A 17943-nucleotide genomic window follows, 5' to 3' on the forward strand; every position below is an offset into this window, starting at 1 on the left:
AGAGGAGGACAACAATGCGGATTGTATTGGTTCACGATTATCTCAATCAACGGGGTGGAGCGGAGCGGGTGGTAGCGGCGATGCACCGTATCTACCCTGAAGCGGAAGTTCATACGCTGCTTGTTGACCGGACGAAGCTGTGGGAACCGCTTCAAGATGCTGTGATTGTCCCAAGTTTCCTGCAACGTATCCCCTTGATACGTAACCACTTTAAGCTGTTCTTCTGGCTGTACCCGTTTGCCATCAGACATCTGAAGATTCCTGAGTGTGACGTTGTACTTACCTCAAGCAGTGCATATGCGAAGGGTGTTCGATTGAAAGTGCATCAAGGACATCGCCCCGTGCACGTTTGTTATTGTCATAACCCGATGCGGTTTGCCTGGGATTTCCATCGTTACATGGAACACGAAACGAAAAACCGAGCACTGGCGCTTGCGGCAAAGCTGCTGGTCCCTCTCTTACGCCGGTGGGACCTCAGAACCTCGAGGGATGTTGACATCTTCTTAGCTAACTCAACCACTGTTCAGAAGCGAATCGAGAAGATATATGGACGATTCTCTGAGGTGGTGTTTCCTCCTGTCGATATTGCGCCCACGGTTGGGTGGGCCGCACCCGAGGATTATTTTCTAGTTGTGTCTAGGCTTGTGTCTTACAAGAGAATTGACCTCGCCGTTCGTGCTTGTTCGAGGTTGCATAAACGCTTAATCGTGATTGGAACTGGACCGGATAAGGAGAGGCTGATGTCACTTGCAGGACCGACTGTGGAGTTTTTAGGGTGGCAGCCGGACGAGGTCGTACGTGAGTACATGGCGCGCTGTAAAGCGCTTATTTTTCCTGGTGAAGAAGATTTTGGAATTACACCTGTCGAGGTAAACGGGCTTGGTCGTCCCGTTGTGGCATACCAAGGCGGTGGCGCCCTCGATACCCTCGTTGAGGGTCTCAATGGGGTGTTTTTCCCTCGGGCAACCGTTCAATCTTTGAAAGAAGCGTTGACCTTGTTTGAACGGCTTGACTGGGATAGTCAGGAGATTCGCAACTTGGCGCTTCGTTTTGCACCGTCTCGGTTTGAGAGCGAATTGAAAGCTGTACTGCACCGTGTTGTTCCGGGCAATCAGGTTAGAGCAGAAGAGGAACAAGAATTTGTCAGGAGGATTGGCGGATGAATATCTGGATAGTGGGGACGGGATATGTCGGATTGGTAACAGGTCTTTGCTTTGCGAAGTTAGGGCACCAAGTCTGGTGCATTGACCAAGATAAGACAAAGATTGAACGCTTGAGTGACGGGAAAGTGCCTATGCACGAACCCGGGCTTCCGGAACTTCTTCATGACCAACTGGCGTTGGGAAGGATTCACTTTGCGCATGAGTACACACACCTGCACGCAGTAGACGCGGCGTTCATTGCGGTCGGGACACCTCCCACCGAACGAGGCGAAGCCGACCTTCGGTATGTCTTCAGCGTCGTTGAAGACCTGGCAAAGTATGGCACACCAGGGCTGTTGGTCGCCACGAAAAGCACCGTTCCAGTGGGCACCGCCGCGAAAATTCGTGAGCGCTTCGACAGACTTGGCCGATCCGATATTGAGGTCGCCTCGGTCCCTGAATTTCTGCGTGAGGGGAACGCCATTGAAGACACCTTGAATCCACACCGACTTATCTACGGTGTGACCTCCAAAACGGCACTGACTGTGTTGGAAGCCATTCACAAGAATCTGGCAAGCCCAGTTGTTGTTTGCGAGCCGCCGACGGCTGAGATGATTAAGTACGCCTCGAATGCATTTCTCGCAACCAAAATCTCTTTTGTCAATGAGATTGCAAACATCTGTGACCGTATCGGAGCAGATGTGAGTCAAGTGGCACTTGGGATGGGGCTCGACCCACGTATTGGACCAAGCTTTCTTCGGGCGGGACTTGGATATGGAGGGTCATGTTTTCCGAAAGACACGAAGGCACTCGTCAACATCGCAGGTGCAGTAAACTACGATTTTACTCTGCTTCGTGCCGTGGTTGAAGTCAATCAACGACAGCGCATGGCGCCCTTGTACAGGCTCCTCAATTGGTTTGAGGATTTGGCTGGGTTAACTGTGTGTCTGCTTGGCGTTTCCTTTAAGCCCGGAACGGACGATACGAGAGAATCACCATCGCTCGATCTGGCTCGTCAGTTGGTGGCGCATGGGGCGACAGTCCGCATGGTAGACCCCGTGGTGAAGGATGCCAAGGTGCCTGGATGCGGTACAGATCTATCTGTAACTTGTGATCCCTATGAAGGCCTCCTCGATGCTGACGCTGCGGTTCTGGTGACAGAGTGGGATGACTTTCTTCACTTGGATTGGCAACGCGTTAAAAACCTGATGCGTCATCCATTCTGGTTTGATGGGCGCAACGTTCTTGACCCGGACAGGTTGCGAGAAGCTGGCTTGGTTTTAGCGAACATTGGCCGTGGAGTCAAGCCTTTTCGCCTGGTCGAAGTACTGTAGTGCAGGGACAGGATAAGAGCTTGTCCTGTTATCGAATCGGCTGGATGGACAGAGTTGAATGGAAATAGTTGGATGGAGAGAGGGAATGAGTTGTGTGCGGCATTATCGGGGGAATTGGGTGTTCTGAGACTGCAATTCGGAGGGGTCTCAATACGATGAGGGACCGTGGGCCAGATGACATGGGGGTCTGGCGGGATCAGGCAGTCATTTTGGGTCATCGAAGACTTGCCATTATTGACACCAGTTTTCGAGGGCAGCAACCGATGACGGACCCCTCGGGTCAAGTTGCAATTACATTCAATGGAGAGATCTACAACTATCAGGAGTTACGCACGGAATTGGCCGCGGGATATCCGTTTCGAACGGAGACGGACACAGAGGTTCTCATCGCGGGGTATCTGCGCTGGGGCGTGGAGCGACTCCTTCAGCGGATCAGAGGTATGTATGCATTTGCCCTGTGGGATGGGCGTGAACAGACCATGATATTGGCACGCGATCCGTTTGGAAAGAAGCCCCTCTTCTATACGTTACTTACGGGGGAACTTGTCTTTGCTTCCACTCTGAATGCCTTATTAAAGGTGCTTCCTAAGACACCCCCGGTGTCACCGACTGCTCTCGACGATTACCTCACTTATCTTGCGGTACCGGGTGAGTCTTGTATCTTCGAGGGCGTGCAGAAACTTCGGCCTGGTCATTATATGGTGTATCGTAACGGGGTATCACGAGTGTATCGCTACTACTATCTATCTTTTGCAGAACCGCTGAAAATCAGCGAGTCCGAGGCACTAGAGGAACTGGACCGCCTTCTCCATATCGCGGTTCGCAGGCGGCTGATCAGTGATGTCCCGATTGGTGCGTTCTTAAGTGGAGGGGTTGACTCCAGCCTGGTTACAGCGATCATGGCCGAAGAGTCAGCGCTGCCAATAACGACCCTGACAATGGGTTTTGAAGAGGCCATGTATGATGAGCGGCCCTACGCGCGGAGAGTAAGCGAGAAGTACGGCACAAGAGCAGTTGAGGGCGTCCTCGATAGTCAACTTTGGACGAACCTCCCACGATTGGTTTACGCACTTGGCGAACCCTTTGCAGACTCTTCCGCTCTACCGACCTATGCTGTTTCGCGGTTTGCTCGTGAGCATGTCACAGTTGTCTTAAACGGGGATGGCGGAGACGAGTTGTTTGCTGGGTATACGAGACCGCTCGTTGAAGCGATGGCTTTGAGATATCGACAGATAGTCCCGCATTTTCTTCGAAATGGGATTGGTCGTTACGCAAAGCATCGGCCCAAGCTCCGTCCGAGATTTCTTAACGGAGTGAAACAGGTTTTGGAGGCTGGTATGACGGACGCACGGACTGCCTTTGTGTTTGACAGAGCCTTGCGTTCTTTTCGGGGTGGATTGTACAGTCATGATTTTCAGCTTCTATTGGGTACGCATCACCCTGACCATTGGTATCAGTCGGTGTGGGACGAAGCAGATGGCCCGTCGCCCGTAGACAAAGCTTTGTATGGGGACCTGATGACGTATCTGCCAGATGAGTTACTCCCAAAGATGGACGCAATGACAATGGCAAATTCACTCGAAGCACGCTCTCCGCTCCTCGACGTAGACCTTGCAAAGTTCACGGCAAGGTTACCCTTTCAACTGAAAGTCCAGGGGATTGAAACAAAGGCATTGTTGAAGAAACTGGCCAGCAAGTATGTGCCGCATGATGTCTTATATCGCCCGAAAAAAGGCTTTAACATGCCTTTGTCTGAGTGGCTGCGCTCCACATTATCACCTCTGGCACACGAACTTCTCAGTTCACCTGCCTTTAACCGGGGCATATTTGACCAAACAGCGGTGAAGAGGATGCTTCATCAACATCAAACTGGAGCTGGAGATTTTGGGCAGCAGTTGTGGTCGCTGATGATGCTCGAAATGTGGTACCGAATGTATGTCGACGGGGATATCGGACCAAACGACGAAATCTCCACCGCAATTCATCCAGCCGAGGTGGTGTTTGCATAATGGCAACAACCAAGATGTCTGTGGCCCAGGTCGATGTGATGTACTACAGTCACTCTGGCGACATCAGCGGCGCTGAGATCAGTTTATTGTTGACGATGCAAGGTTTGACACGGACCCGAGCGATACTTGTCGCCCCGAACGGGGAACTGACGGATCGCGCAGAGAAGATGGGCATAAGGACTATCATACAGAACAGCTATCGGGCCCGCATGACGCGAAACCCAATCAAGCTTCTCATTGGGCTGTTGGGTACGTGTGCGGCAGGGCTGCGACTGCGTAAACTGGTTGGTGAACTCCATCCTCAGATTGTCCATGCGAACTCCATTCGCGCAGGTTTGATTGCAATTCTAGCGACCATAGGGAGAGAGACGAAACTGGTTTGGCATGTCCGTGACCAGTTGCCCCTGAATGTTGTAGGACGATGGGTACGCCGTGTAGCAGCATACACTACTGATTGTTTGTTCTTTATTTCGAACGATATCCAAAAGAACTTCCTGTCTGATATGAACCGACGTGTGCGCAGTCAGGTTGTTTACAATGGGATTGAACTGGACGCTGCACCCCGCAGGCCTAGCATAAGAGGAGATTTGGGCGTATCCAGTGATACATTCGTGGTTGGGGTTGTTGGACAAATTGCCCCTTGGAAACGCCAGAGAGATGCTATCACCGCTTTTGCACAACTGAGAAAGTCACACCCAAAGTGTGAGTTATGGATTGTGGGTAGTCCGAAATTTCGCCCGGAAAATGTGGTCTATGAGGCAGATTTACTTGACTATGCGGCTTCGTTGGGGGTAGAAAATGAAGTTCGCTTTTTCGGTTTTCAGGAGGATGTACTGTCCTTCATGGATGAGATGGATGTGCTGTTGGTCACGTCTAAAAACGAACCCTTTGGGCGAGTGGTCATTGAGGCCATGCTGATGAGTAAACCTGTCATCGGCACCCGCGGAGGAGGCATCCCGGAAATCATTGCGGATGGGGTAACTGGATTTCTCGTCCAGACAGGGGATACGGAAATGATGGCAAATCTTTTGGATTGGTTACAGCGCAACGTATCACTCCGAACCAACCTTGGCCGTGCGGGCTATGAGCGTGTGGTATCGCATTTTTCTATTCAGAGAACGTGTGCAGAACTGGAGTTGGCATACGCTGATCTGCAAGATCCAGGGTCGCGCGCAATAACTCATGCAGCAGCAACGTTGCAAGAAGAGGCAGAACGTTATCGCGCCATTCGATAGTTGAAAAACCCAAAACAGCGGCGAGTCGAAAGGATCGCCGCTGGTCATGTTTAGACTGGTTTTGCACCACGAATAGTGCGGTATATCCTGCTAGTGTCTTGTCGGAACACTGTGGCTGTGAAGCGACTCATGGATTCGAAGACGGGTCCTCGTCTTCACGCTTGGACCGCCACTTCTGGAATTCGAGAAATTCACGGAATTCATCTTTGCTCACTCCAGATGTCATCGCATCTCGAATCAGGCCAATCCAGTCCTGATCGAGCCGTTCAAGCTGTTTTTGTAACTCCGCGGCGTCTCCTTCGATAAGTGCGGTCATCGATACCCCTAATACACCACATATCTTTTCTAATACAGAAATAGACGGGTTTCCTTGAATATCCCGTTCAATGGCACTGAGGTATGACTTTGCCACGCCTGCCCGCTCAGCCAACTCGGATAGACTCATTCTCTTCTGTAATCGTAACTGTTGAATTCGTTTTCCAATCATTTTCTGTGACGACTCCTCGCTTGACCTTGATGACGTCCTTTTCCATTCCATATAACGAACTACACTCGTGTCTATCATATCCCAATTTTATTGCCTTCAAAAGAGATTTCGTCTGGGTGTTTTAAATTTTGTCCGTCCTACCCACGGATCTTGAAAATAATAAAGTAAAGTGACAAGCATTTCACACAGATATTTCACACGGAAAATCATCATTCGAGCGTGAATTTCGTGCAACGAAGTAATTGAATTCCGACGGGGCCAACCGTACAATAGACTCATTCTGTGAACGAGGTCTCAGGCCTGCTAAACATCATGTTTTGCGGTTGCAATGCACTACTGACTTTCTACAGGCTTTCGCAGTTGGGACGGAGGAAAAGAAGTTGCCGGGTGAACCCATACATCGCGTTGCAAAAAGATTGATTCTGATTCGGTCATTACGGAGTATCGGCCAAGGTGCCATGGTCGTCGATCTGACTTTGTACCTCAAAGCGCTTCATTGGTCCGGTGCCGCAATTGGCGCAGTGACGACCGGAGCTGGGTTATTTGGCGCACTGCTGATTCTGTTTGTGGGTGTGGTCAGTGACAGGGTAGGGCGGAGACCGTTTCTCTTGGTTTACGAAGGCTTGACCATGTTGGCAGCATTGCTAGCCGCATGGACGACAGCAGGTGTTGTACTGGTACTCGCGATTGTGGTGGCGGGTTTTGGCCGGGGACAAGCGGGCGGCGCTGGGCCCTTCATGCCGGCAGAACAGGCCTGGTTGGCCTCTCATGTGTCCCAACGCCACCGGGGCCGCGTGTTCAGTATCAACAACGCCGGGGGATTTGTGGGTATGGCCGTCGGTTCCGTGTTGGCTGGTTGGCCAGCTCTTTCTCACGCTCAAACGGTCCTTGGGTTGTATCGTCCCGTCTTCCTATTGGTCATGGCCATCTCACTGACCTGCTGTCTGCTGGTGTTGTTCACACCGGAGGAGCGTGAGGTGTCATCGGGGGCACAACGCCGGTCTGCCGAAAATCGCAGTTCAGAAAACGTCGCAGTGTCTTCCAAGGCTTTACATGGCGCTGAATCAAACTCTGCACAGCAGGTAGGGGACACCAAGAGGTCTGCGGACGCGGAAGCACCACGGCTCAGGGCCGGAGCGAATACAATGAGCCCTGCTTCACAGGCTATCATGCAGCAACAAATGGAAATTGAGCAGGTGACAAGACGCCGCGAAAACAGAGCGATGGTACAGTTGGCGCTTGTTAATGCCGTCAACGGACTGGCTGTTGGATTGACCGGGCCGATGATGGTCTACTGGTTCAGCCTGCGTTTCGGCGCAAGTTCGGCGGATATCGGGGCTACATTGTCTGTTGGTTTCCTGCTCACTGGGTTCGTATCCTTTCTCAGTGCGTGGCTGGCAGATAAGTATGGGATGGTTCGGTCTGTCACGGGGATGCGTGTGGTCGGATCGTCCATGATGCTGCTTCTGCCTTTTATCCCAAATTTCTGGGGAGCGTCGGGTCTTTACGCGCTCCGAAGTGCGATGAACCGCGGTACGCAAGGCAATCGTAGTGCGCTATCCGCCAGCATTGTTCGCGATAACCGGCGAGGACTGTCCATCAGCATCAATGCCCTGTCGATGCGGCTCCCGTCAGCCATTGGGCCTACCATCACGGGTTTGTTGTTTGATGCCGGAGCCATCAATCTCCCGATTTATCTGACCGCGGCACTCCAACTGGTAAACGCATGGTTGTACCAGAGAATGTTTGGCAAGTATGACCAGGATGCGGCGTCCGGGCACAAGTGATGTCTGGTCTCACCAGGCAAATCATGATTGCATGAAAGCGCTGTATCACATACACTGATTATCGTAAGAAACAAACTCTGTTTCCGTAACAATGTTACATTGTTTTAGTGACAATGCGAGTTGAACACGTGAGACTGAGTGCACGTGTTTTTTTATACCTTATGACCTATATAGAACGGTAAGATTACTAACGAAAAGATTGCAACAGCAGGATTTCAAACAACAACAGTTACGAAGAATACGAGCAAAAATTCCAAACAAAATGTCAAACAACAAGACGAAGTCTGGGGAGGACCGGCAAATGGCGTTTACTCATTTGCGAGAGTTAGTGGAGTTGGCGGAGTCACGCGGTGTGAAAATCTCTCGAGTGATGCTCGATGTAGAAATCGAACAATCCGGAGTGCCGGAAGCTGAAATCGTGGACAAGATGAGTCAGCAGTTCGACGTCATGGAGGCGGCGGTGCGCAAGGGAACGGAAGAACCCGTTCAAGCCCGCAGCGGGATCACTGGCGGCGACGGTCATCGGATGTACAATTACGTGAATGCAGGGCGCAGCTTCATTCACCCAACGTCTCTTCGTGCAATGGCTTATGCACTGTCGGTGTCTGAAGTGAATTCTGCCATGGGACGCATCGTTGCGACACCGACAGCCGGTTCGGCAGGTATTTTACCCGGGGTGTTGGTGTCTGTGCTCGATTCCAAACAGTACGCACGGGAAGACATCATTATGTCTCTCATGACGGCTGCGGCGATTGGCCTTGTCATCGCAAACTCTGCGTCGATTTCGGGAGCGGCAGGAGGGTGCCAGGCTGAAATCGGATCGGCAACTGCGATGGCGGCGGGCGCACTCGTGGAACTCGGTGGAGGAACGCCAGAGCAGGTTACACATGCAGTTGGATTGGCACTCAAAAACTCGCTTGGACTCGTATGCGATCCGGTGGCAGGGCTCGTTGAAATCCCTTGCATTGTTCGGAACGGGCTGCACTCTATTACGGCCTTGGCTGCTGCTGACATGGCTTTGGCGGGTGTGCGAAGTATCATTCCTCCTGATGAGGTGGTTGCGGCCATGTATCGGATCGGCAACGAGCTGCCACTGAGCCTCCGGGAGACGGGGATCGGCGGGTTGGCAGGAACGCCGACTGGGAAAGCGATTCGGGAGAGAGTGTTTGGGCGCGCTGAGAAGGAAGGGCAGAAGACTCTATGAAGTATAACGGGATGTTCGAGATCATCGGGCCCGTGATGGTCGGGCCATCGAGTTCACATACTGCGGGGGCTGTCCGGATTGGCAATATCGCCCGACAGATCCTCGGTACAGACCCGCAACAGGTCAGCTTCCAACTGATGGGTTCGTTTGCCGAGACATACCAGGGGCACGGAACGGACCTTGCGCTCCTTGGCGGCATCCTAGGACTTGGAACGGATCATGAGGATATCCCTCGAGCGGACGAAATTGCAGTGGAGCGAGGACTTGTGTATGAGTTCACAAAGGGTCATGGCGGACAGTACCATCCGAATACAGTGCGCATTGAGGTGAGCGGGAGCGGCCGAACAGTTCGTATGGTCGCCAGCTCACTCGGTGGCGGGAAGGCAGAGGTTCAGGAGTTGGAGGGATTGCCACTGCGGTTCTGTGTGGAGAACCCCACACTGGTTCTCTATCACCACGACCGATGCGGCTTTCTGGCACGTGTATCACAACTGCTTGACAGTTCCGGCTACAACATTGCGAGACTGGCTTTGGAGCGCTGGCGGCGGGGCGGAGATGCCATCACCATTTGTGAAGTCGACGGGCAGTTGCAGCCAGGTATCTCAGAACTCTTGACCTCCATTCCAGATCTCAAGGATTTTCGCATTCTTTACGGAGATGTCTGATAGAGTCGCATGCTCGGGTCTGAAATGAGCGATCACACACCAATTTTACCCGCAGGGGCTGAACACCGGATTTAAGTCGGTTTCAGCCCCTTAATGCGGCCAAGGGGTGCGGGAACGCGCGAATTGAGTCTTAGCGGGAACGCAGGAATTAAGTCCACTTGGAAGACTCATGGACTGTGTTGTCTATTTTCTGAACGGGTCGTTACGCTGCGACTCCATGCAGATAATCCTAGTGAATCATAGAACCCATGACATAAGGTGCGTTGTTGTGGGGGATAATGGATTTATTGGATAACGAGACCATACACAATGAAGGCATGGAGGAGCAGGGGAAATGCGAATGACGCGAGTTGAAATGTCTAGTGAAACCAAGCAACGGATGACGGCACTGCTGAACCAACACGTAACCGACCTCACAGACCTATTTATTCAGACGAAGTTGGCACATTGGAACGTGCGGGGCCCATATTTCATCGCCTATCACGAATTGTTTGATACGCTTGCAGGCAATTTGACAGAACTGATTGACATCGTCGCAGAGCGAGTGACAGCGTTAGGTGCAGCGGCTGGCGTTCCGGTGCAGGCAATTGCGGACGAGACGTCGCTTCCCGTCTGGCGGACGGAAACGACTGAGGGTCTGGCTGTGATGAAACAACTAGCAGACAGCTGGGCTGTGGTAGCGAACAGTGCTCGGCATGCGATTGAGGCATCTGCAGATGACGATCCCGATACATCAGACCTCTTCACAGAAGTATCGCGGCAGATGGATAAGGACCTCTGGTTCCTGGAAGCCCATTTATCTGAGTAACTGCGTTACCGGACCGTCCTGAAGCTGTGATTTGAATCGCTCGATAAAGTTCTTTACGACGGGGGCGTTGTGGCTTGCCTTTGGCCAGACCAAAGCGAGACACGAGTCCCCTTGTTCATAGTCGGCAATCGACAGCGGTACGCCGTCTCCGCTCATGATATATGGATCGTGCAGGATGGTGTAGTCTAAACCGACTGTAATGGCCAAATTCTCTCGCACAGCATTGCGAATCGCATCAAGATTGTTGGTTGAGAACAGAATGTTGACGGACCCGTGCTGCACGGAGAAGTCTTTGATAAACTCCCAAACTCGGTCGTCGTCATACAAAACCAGCTGTTGGCGGCGAATCTCATCCGCTGTAACCGCTTTCGAAAACGCCAGCGGAGAACTCTTGCTGACGGCTGCAATGACCTTGCCGCGTAAGACCACCTCGTAGTCGATCTTGTCTTTCATCTCACTCAGATCTCTTGTTAGCCCGATGAGTCCAATGTCTATCTTATCTTGTCGGATATCTTCAATGACCTCTTGGGATGCCTTCTCACTGATGCAGATAGAAATGTTGGGGTAATCCGCTTTGTAAGCGGACAAGGTGGCAGGGAGAAACATCATTGGCCCGGGCACCGTGGCAATTCTCAGCTCTCCGGTTAATTGCTGCGAATTCTGCGCGGCCTCCTCGCGCAACTCATGCAACTTCGTTAGGACTTCAAAGGCCTTGGTAATAATTCGTTTTCCAACGGGAGTGGGAACGGCCCCTTGCCGGGAACGCGTAAAAATTTTGCTTCCGAGTTCGTTCTCCAAATGCGTGATGGACTGACTGATAGCTGACTGAGTCACATGGAGCTTTTTGGAGGCGATGGACAGTGAACCGGATCGGGCAACCTCAAGGATATATTCCAACTGTTCAATGTTCATGGGAACATCCTTCCATCTACCCTGTCATTTCCATTAGCCGTACTTAATCAAGCGTAACTAATTCTAATTATATGTGATTCCTAAAGTGTTTGTATAATAAAGTTAATTCAGAGTTTGTTAGAACCATTTGGACGATACCCTGCATACCCGAGGTGTTAAACAGCCTCGGCAGGGGGGAGGAAGGGGACTGTTGTATGCGTGAGATGACAACGACGAGCGCGTCGGGTCTGCGTCGGGACACACTGCCGTTTCGCCTGTATGAAAAAGCAAAACGCCTCGGTGTTTGGAATCCAAGAGACATTGATTTTTCTCAGGACAAACGAGATTGGGCAAACATGACGGAGGAACAGCGTCTTGGTATTCTGCGCCTCATTTCGCAGTTCCAAGCTGGTGAAGAAGCCGTTACCCTAGACCTTCTGCCGCTGATTATGGTGATTGCAAGCGAAGGACGGCTTGAAGAGGAGATGTTTCTGACCACCTTTCTGTTTGAGGAAGCGAAGCACACCGATTTCTTTCGTCTACTGCTCGACACCCTCGATGTCCACGAAGACCTGTCCATGCACCACTCGGCAACCTATCAGAAAATTTTTTACGAGCTTCTCCCGCAGACGATGCAACGCTTGAAACACGATTCCTCCCCGAAGGCTGTCGCAGACGCCGCCGTTGTCTACAACATGTTTGTGGAAGGCATGCTTGCCGAGACCGGCTACTATTCATTTTATCAATCACTTGAAAAGGTGAATATGATGCCTGGCCTGCTTGAAGGCATTGGCTATCTAAAACGCGATGAGTCGCGGCATATCGGTTACGGGACGTTCCTGCTCCAACGGCTGATCTGCGAAGACCCCTCTCTGTATGACTACGTAGAGGAGCGGCTTGGCGAACTGTTACCGTTGGCGATTGCGCTGAACCAGGAAGGGTTTGATGCCAACGGAGATAGAACGGACGATCCGATGGCTGTAGATGCCGAGGCAGTCATGGAGTTTTCGATGAAACAGTTCCAACTGCGGATCGAAAAACTGCAGCGCGCCAAAGACCGTTCGATTGAAGAATTGTATCGCATGCCGGAGGAGGCGCTGGGGGTTCTCTGAACCCCTCAGCCCTTGTGGTGTATGTGAGCCTGTGTTGGCATGTGCATTGAGTCGTTGACAGTGGATGCGCCGAGACATCCTTGGCGTGTGCATTGACTCCTTGTCTGTTTCTACACTGATGCTGGTTCTGTATGTATGCGCTTACTTAATCACAAAAGGAGGTTTTGTTGATGTCGGTTGTACCGCAACTGATGCAGTTTCCCTTGTTCATCGACGGGGCGTGGTCACCAAGTGAGTCTGGAGAGTGGTTCGAGGTGACGAACCCGGCAACGGGTCAACCCTCTGCACAGGTGGCAAAGGCCGGTGTCAGTGATGTAAACCGGGCCGTGCAATCAGCAAGAGACGCATTCGAAAGTGGTGTCTGGTCGAGGCGCTCTCCTGCAGAGCGAGCACAGGTTTTGGTCGCCTTTGCTCAAAAGATCGCTGAGAACGCACAGCAACTTGTCTACCTTGAAGCCATCTCATCGGGCGGCACCGTGCGACGCGTAGGAGGCTCTGATATCTTGCAAATCTGCGACTTATTGCAACAGACCGCGCAGTTTGCACTTGAGTACCCATACGTGGAGTCGCTGCCTGTGATGGCATTCCCTGGTCCAAGCAACAATCAGGTCTGGCGCGAACCGATTGGTGTCTGCGCTGCGATTACAGCATGGAACTTCCCGCTGATTCTCGCCATGTGGAAACTTGCTCCGGCACTGGCAATGGGGAACTCCATTGTTATGAAACCGGCGTCCAATACGCCGCTGACGACCTTGAAACTCGCCGAACTTGCCGTTGAAGCGGGCCTGCCAAAAGGCGTGTTCAACGTCATCGCAGGCCCAGGCGCGAGTGTCGGTGAGGCGTTGGTGCAGCACAGGCTGGTGGATAAGGTCGCCTTTACCGGATCGACCGAGGTGGGTCGCCGAATCATGCAAATGGCTGCCGGTACGGTGAAAAAAGTGACGCTCGAACTCGGCGGCAAGTCACCAGCCATTGTACGCCCGGACGCTGACCTAGACATTGCCATCCCAGGGATTCTGTTTGGGACCTTCCTGCACAGCGGCCAGATCTGCGAATCCGGCACGCGCGTTCTCGTCCATGACAGCATCTACGACGAGGTCGTCGAACGCCTTGCGGCACTCGCGAGCACGATTCGTGTTGGCGATCCGCTGAGTGAACAAACCGGCATGGGGCCCATCATCTCGGAAGGTCAGTTGCAGACCATCCTCGAGTACATCGAAGCAGGGAAGCGTGAAGGTGCGAGACTCGTCTGCGGCGGCAATCGGATCACAGACGAAGGACTGGAGAACGGTTATTTCGTGGAACCCACGATTTTTGCTGACGTGAGAAACGATATGAAGATTGCACAGGAGGAGATTTTTGGGCCCGTTCTTTCCGTCATTCGCTATACCGACGAAGAGGAGGCGGTACGCCTCGCGAACGATACCATCTATGGTCTCGCTGCGGGTGTCTGGACGCGGGACATCAACGCTGCGTACCGAATCGCACGTGAGCTTCGGGCAGGAACTATATGGATCAATGACTGGCACATGTTCCGCAGCGACGCGCCGTTCGGCGGTTACAAGCAGAGCGGATTTGGCCGAGAGATTGGCAAATACGCACTCGACGAGTACAGCCAGATTAAGCATGTTCATGCATCGCTCGTGACTGAGTTGTCCGGTCGTCCCTGGTACAGCATTTTGTTTTCCTGAGGTGGCTGTGAGGGCAGCCATATACCGATTGTCAGAGACCGCACGTGACTTGGTCGCGAAGGTGGCTGCAGATAAAGGCACACCCCTTTGCATGGTGATTGCAAACGGCTGCTGTGACGGGACGGCGCCGTATCTCTACGCCAATATGACACCGGAGCTGCACTGGACACTGGTTATGGAAGACGATCTTGTGTCCGTATATACAGGAAACCTCGGACCTGACGTGCCCGGGATGGATGTTTTGATAGACGCGCGCCGCGATTTGAGTGACAGCTTATCGCTCGAATCGGATTACGGTTATCGCTTTGTTGTCCGTTTTGTGGAGTCGGGGAATTTGTGAAGTTGGGGAAATGAACCACGTAGAGGAGAGTGAATGAGATGCAGACATCTCTGTTTCAGGTGTCTTTGCGTACGACGGTTACAAGCGGATCCGGTTCGCGGTCGCTGTTGCCGGCAACCGTCCAGGGATTAGGCGGCAGGAGGGCCGTGCTTTTTACGGACAAGGGGCTGACGAACGCTGGAATCACGCAAAAGATTACAGAGCTGTTTGAGACGATGCCTGGCGGCGTGCAGCTTGTGGGCATCTTTGACGAGATTGAGCAGGACGCGAAGGCCAGCATCATCAACAAGGCGGTACGCTACTTCAAAGAGTGCTCCGGGGACAGTTTGATTGCGCTCGGCGGCGGCAGCGTCCTTGACACCGTCAAAGGTGTCAAATGGATGATGAGCAAGGGTCTTTCCGATATTCGTCAGGGCTTGCTCGGGAACGTGCTTGAAATGTGGCCGCGTGCACAGTACATTCCCATTCCGCACGTGGCGATTCCTACAACAGCTGGCACGGGAGCTGAAGTCTCGCCAATCGCTGTCATCTTCCATGACGAGGCACAGGTCAAGATGAACATCATCAACCCGTTTGTCAACGCGGATATCGCGTTGCTCGATCCCGATCTCACTGTCGGACTTCCGCCCTCCATCACAGCCTTCACGGGCTTTGATGCACTGACGCATGCGATTGAGGCCTACTTCTCGCCGCAAAACAATCCGATGGCCGATGCTTACGCTGTTCAAGCTGCACGGATGGTTGTCGAGAACCTTGGGACTGCGGTCAAGGAGGGGAGCAACCTTCCGGCTCGTGCCAACATGTTGGTTGCCAGCGCCATGGCCATCTCCGCATTCAGTCTCACCCTGAATGCGATTCCCGTGCACAACATGGCTCACGCTTTTGGGGCGAAGTTTGGGATTCCACACGGACTTGCCAATGCAGTCCTGCTCCCGTATGTGATGCGTGTGCTAGGGGACTTTTATAAACCGCGGATCCACGGGTTTGCGGAGTCTATCCGTCTGCCAAACATTCCGACCGATGCAGATGCATGCTTGCAGGAGGTCATCGCATTCCTCGAACAACTCCGTGAGGAAGTGGGGCTCCCAAGCACCTTCGCAGATTTTGAAATGCATCCGCAGGTACTTGAGCACATGGTCGAATACGTTCATGCCGACCCGTCGGGCCTTGTATTCCGGCTTCCAGATGCAGTGATTCAGTACGTCACCAGTCAGGTTGCAGGTGCACCGGTTCCCGCGGGGAATTAAACAAACGCCGCAACATGGACAGGGGCTGGCGATGCTGCCCTCAATTGCAATAGGACCGGTGTGCAGCAGGTCCTATTTGACGTTTTCTGGCGCATCTTCGTTTTGAACGAGCATTGAAAAGCCCACAGGAATCAGGCTTCGTCGTCACACTCATGGTGTCGCTTGGCATGCATTTCATAGTGACGAGATCATACTCCAAGTGTTAGCCTCATTCTATGAAAGCTGCGGAGGTTAACATGTTCATGATAGATTCCACTCACAGAGTGTGTGTCGGGAACGATATAGGATGTCAGATCTGCTGCGAAGCACAAAGTCCGCAACAGGTCTGTTTGGTGTTGCTGACCTCGGGGGTGAGCTTATGAAACGGTGGACAGCAGCACTCTCAGCGGTTCTGATGTCCGGCTTGACGCTCATGACCGGTTTAATGCACGGAGAGGTTGCACAGGCCTCCGCGTACAGTTTGTCAACGAAGCAGATTGTCTGGGGCGGCAAGACGGTGTCCAGTCCAGAGGGCATCGCAGCTATCGATCCATCCACGCACAAGCTGACGACCTATATGCCCATTTGGTATGTCATGCAGGCTCTGCAGTCGGTTGGGATCACCAGCGGCTGGGACGGGACGAACTGGACCATGGAGATGCCGTATGGTGATACTCCGAGTGTAGACTTGCATACCGTGAACGCGGGCAGCGGATCGAAACACTTTTATATCAACGGAGTGAACGTCCAAAACGTGGGCGGAATTGTCTATCAAGACCCTGCTTCGAAGCAAGAGACCACGTATATTCCAGTCTGGTATGTCATGAAAGTTCTCGGATATGAAAATATCGTCTCACACTGGAGCGGGGCGGTGTGGTCGTTGACCCCGGGACCGGTTCCATTCTCCGAAAACGCTGCGGCGGAACCATCTTCTGTTGCCGCAGGTGTGATTCCAGGGGCCGCGTCTTCGACAGGGGGGACGATGGAATCTTGGCAAAACAGCGGTCAGGATGTATCCATCGACAACCTGTCTTACAATGGTGCGGGAAATGTACTTCCAATACAAGGGCATGTCAACGGATCGCACGTCGGAGATATCGTTGTTGAAGTGTACGCGGCCGACAGCGAAAACTGGTTTTATTCTGTTCCAGTTGACAGCGCGGGTAACTTCTCCTCAACGATTGTTTTACCCTATCATGGGACAAATTATGTCACGGTTGGAGACGCAAGTTTTGCTAGCGACTCTTTTGGACTTTCTCAGAGTGCTGCTTACGGGGAGTTCAACAACTTGCGTCCAACACTGGGCCCTGCACAACTTGCATTATTGCAGAGTTGGATGGTCAATTACAACGATGCTGCGTCGGTTCACAACCTGGCGGTCAAGATTACCGCATCAGCACAGACCAAGGACCAGGCTATCCGACTCGTCAGCAACTGGGTATCGCAAAATGTCGATTACAACTTTCCAGAGCTGAACCAGAATCAGTTTGTTTGGCAGCAAGCCACACAGACGCTGAACAAAGGGTACGGTGTGTGTCAGGATCAAGCAGCAGTAGCCGCGGCACTGCTTCGCTCGTTGGATATTCCGACAGAGGTCATCGGCGGAGAAGCATACGATCCGACAACGCATCAGGACCTCGGAACACACGCATGGAATAAAGCATGGGACGGAATCCAGTGGATAACGTTTGATGCGTGCTGGGATCAGAACTACACGCAGACCACCAGCATCGCTCCGCCGGCCAGCATATCAGATGACTACTTCAATATTCCTGCGGAACTGTTTAACCGATCGCACGTCCCGGATCCGACGGATCCGTTTGGGTGGGCGGCCAACCCGCGTGTATAATCAGACAAACAGACCATGAGAGGATGCCGGCGAATGCTTGGCATCCTTCTCTATGTCCAGCTAAAGTTTGCCTGTCGAAAGCCGTTACCCGAAAGATGGGCAAGAACTCTGCGCCAAGTTGCAAGCGACTCGGGTTTCGTGACATCTGTAAATTCCGGTTTTA

The 17943-nt window shown here is 52.6% G+C and carries 15 protein-coding genes; 13 read left to right on the forward strand and 2 right to left on the reverse strand.

What is annotated here, in order from left to right; translation table 11 throughout:
• Positions 1-14 precede the first annotated feature (14 nt).
• The 4 genes from AN477_RS22995 (at position 15) to AN477_RS23010 (ending at position 5720) form a co-directional block, all read left to right on the forward strand.
• Positions 15-1163 carry a glycosyltransferase gene (locus tag AN477_RS22995; RefSeq protein WP_054971512.1) on the forward strand — a complete coding sequence of 383 codons (1149 nt, stop codon included), beginning with the start codon at positions 15-17 and terminating at the stop codon, positions 1161-1163.
• A complete protein-coding gene (locus tag AN477_RS23000) occupies positions 1160-2476 on the forward strand; it encodes a UDP-glucose dehydrogenase family protein (protein ID WP_054971513.1) in 1317 nt (438 codons plus the stop codon). Before AN477_RS22995 ends, AN477_RS23000 begins: the two co-directional genes overlap by 4 nt.
• Before the next feature lie 92 nt (positions 2477-2568).
• Positions 2569-4485, forward strand: a complete 1917-nt coding sequence (asnB, locus tag AN477_RS23005) for an asparagine synthase (glutamine-hydrolyzing) (RefSeq protein ID WP_083486601.1) — start codon at positions 2569-2571, stop codon at positions 4483-4485.
• Complete coding sequence (locus AN477_RS23010) at positions 4485-5720, forward strand: glycosyltransferase (protein ID WP_054971515.1); 1236 nt, start codon at positions 4485-4487, stop codon at positions 5718-5720. The genes asnB and AN477_RS23010 overlap by 1 nt, the downstream gene beginning before the upstream one ends.
• 127 nt (positions 5721-5847) lie before the next feature.
• Here AN477_RS23010 and AN477_RS23015 read toward each other — a convergent pair whose 3' ends face one another.
• Entirely contained in the window at positions 5848-6207 is a 360-nt protein-coding gene (locus AN477_RS23015; protein WP_054971516.1) for a helix-turn-helix domain-containing protein, read from the reverse strand.
• Between the two features lie 380 nt (positions 6208-6587).
• On the opposite strand from AN477_RS23015, the gene AN477_RS23020 reads away from it, so the two are divergent.
• The 4 genes from AN477_RS23020 to dps all read left to right on the forward strand — a co-directional run bounded on the left by AN477_RS23020 (position 6588) and on the right by dps (position 10671).
• Positions 6588-7994, forward strand: a complete 1407-nt coding sequence (locus AN477_RS23020) for an MFS transporter (RefSeq protein WP_054971517.1) — start codon at positions 6588-6590, stop codon at positions 7992-7994.
• A 301-nt stretch (positions 7995-8295) separates the two neighbouring features.
• Positions 8296-9198, forward strand: coding sequence for an L-serine ammonia-lyase, iron-sulfur-dependent, subunit alpha (sdaAA, locus tag AN477_RS23025; protein WP_054971518.1), 903 nt, complete (start codon positions 8296-8298; stop codon positions 9196-9198).
• Entirely contained in the window at positions 9195-9863 is a 669-nt protein-coding gene (gene sdaAB / locus AN477_RS23030; RefSeq protein WP_054971519.1) for an L-serine ammonia-lyase, iron-sulfur-dependent subunit beta, read from the forward strand. Before sdaAA ends, sdaAB begins: the two co-directional genes overlap by 4 nt.
• Before the next feature lie 340 nt (positions 9864-10203).
• Positions 10204-10671, forward strand: coding sequence for a DNA starvation/stationary phase protection protein Dps (gene dps / locus AN477_RS23035; protein WP_245631939.1), 468 nt, complete (start codon positions 10204-10206; stop codon positions 10669-10671).
• Here the strand turns inward: dps and AN477_RS23040 are convergent.
• Positions 10660-11583: a LysR family transcriptional regulator gene (locus AN477_RS23040; protein ID WP_054971521.1), complete on the reverse strand. Its 924-nt coding sequence runs from the start codon at positions 11581-11583 to the stop codon at positions 10660-10662. The two genes, dps and AN477_RS23040, sit on opposite strands and share 12 nt — an antisense overlap.
• Positions 11584-11777: 194 nt before the next feature.
• Between AN477_RS23040 and AN477_RS23045 the strand changes: the two genes are divergently transcribed.
• The 5 genes from AN477_RS23045 to AN477_RS23065 all read left to right on the forward strand — a co-directional run bounded on the left by AN477_RS23045 (position 11778) and on the right by AN477_RS23065 (position 17780).
• Positions 11778-12674, forward strand: coding sequence for a R2-like ligand-binding oxidase (locus AN477_RS23045; RefSeq protein WP_054971522.1), 897 nt, complete (start codon positions 11778-11780; stop codon positions 12672-12674).
• 170 nt (positions 12675-12844) lie between these two features.
• Complete coding sequence (locus tag AN477_RS23050; protein WP_054971523.1) at positions 12845-14365, forward strand: aldehyde dehydrogenase family protein; 1521 nt, start codon at positions 12845-12847, stop codon at positions 14363-14365.
• 7 nt (positions 14366-14372) lie between these two features.
• Positions 14373-14705: a DUF779 domain-containing protein gene (locus tag AN477_RS23055; protein WP_157062139.1), complete on the forward strand. Its 333-nt coding sequence runs from the start codon at positions 14373-14375 to the stop codon at positions 14703-14705.
• A 38-nt stretch (positions 14706-14743) separates the two neighbouring features.
• Positions 14744-15952 carry an iron-containing alcohol dehydrogenase gene (locus AN477_RS23060; protein WP_054971525.1) on the forward strand — a complete coding sequence of 403 codons (1209 nt, stop codon included), beginning with the start codon at positions 14744-14746 and terminating at the stop codon, positions 15950-15952.
• Positions 15953-16310: 358 nt separating this feature from the next.
• Positions 16311-17780 (forward strand): transglutaminase domain-containing protein, encoded by a 1470-nt coding sequence (locus AN477_RS23065; RefSeq protein ID WP_169787950.1) that lies wholly within the window; start codon positions 16311-16313, stop codon positions 17778-17780.
• Positions 17781-17943: the final 163 nt, after the last annotated feature.

This window comes from Paenalicyclobacillus ferrooxydans, from assembly GCF_001399675.1.
GTDB classification, from domain to species: Bacteria; Bacillota; Bacilli; order Alicyclobacillales; family Alicyclobacillaceae; genus Alicyclobacillus_B; species Alicyclobacillus_B ferrooxydans.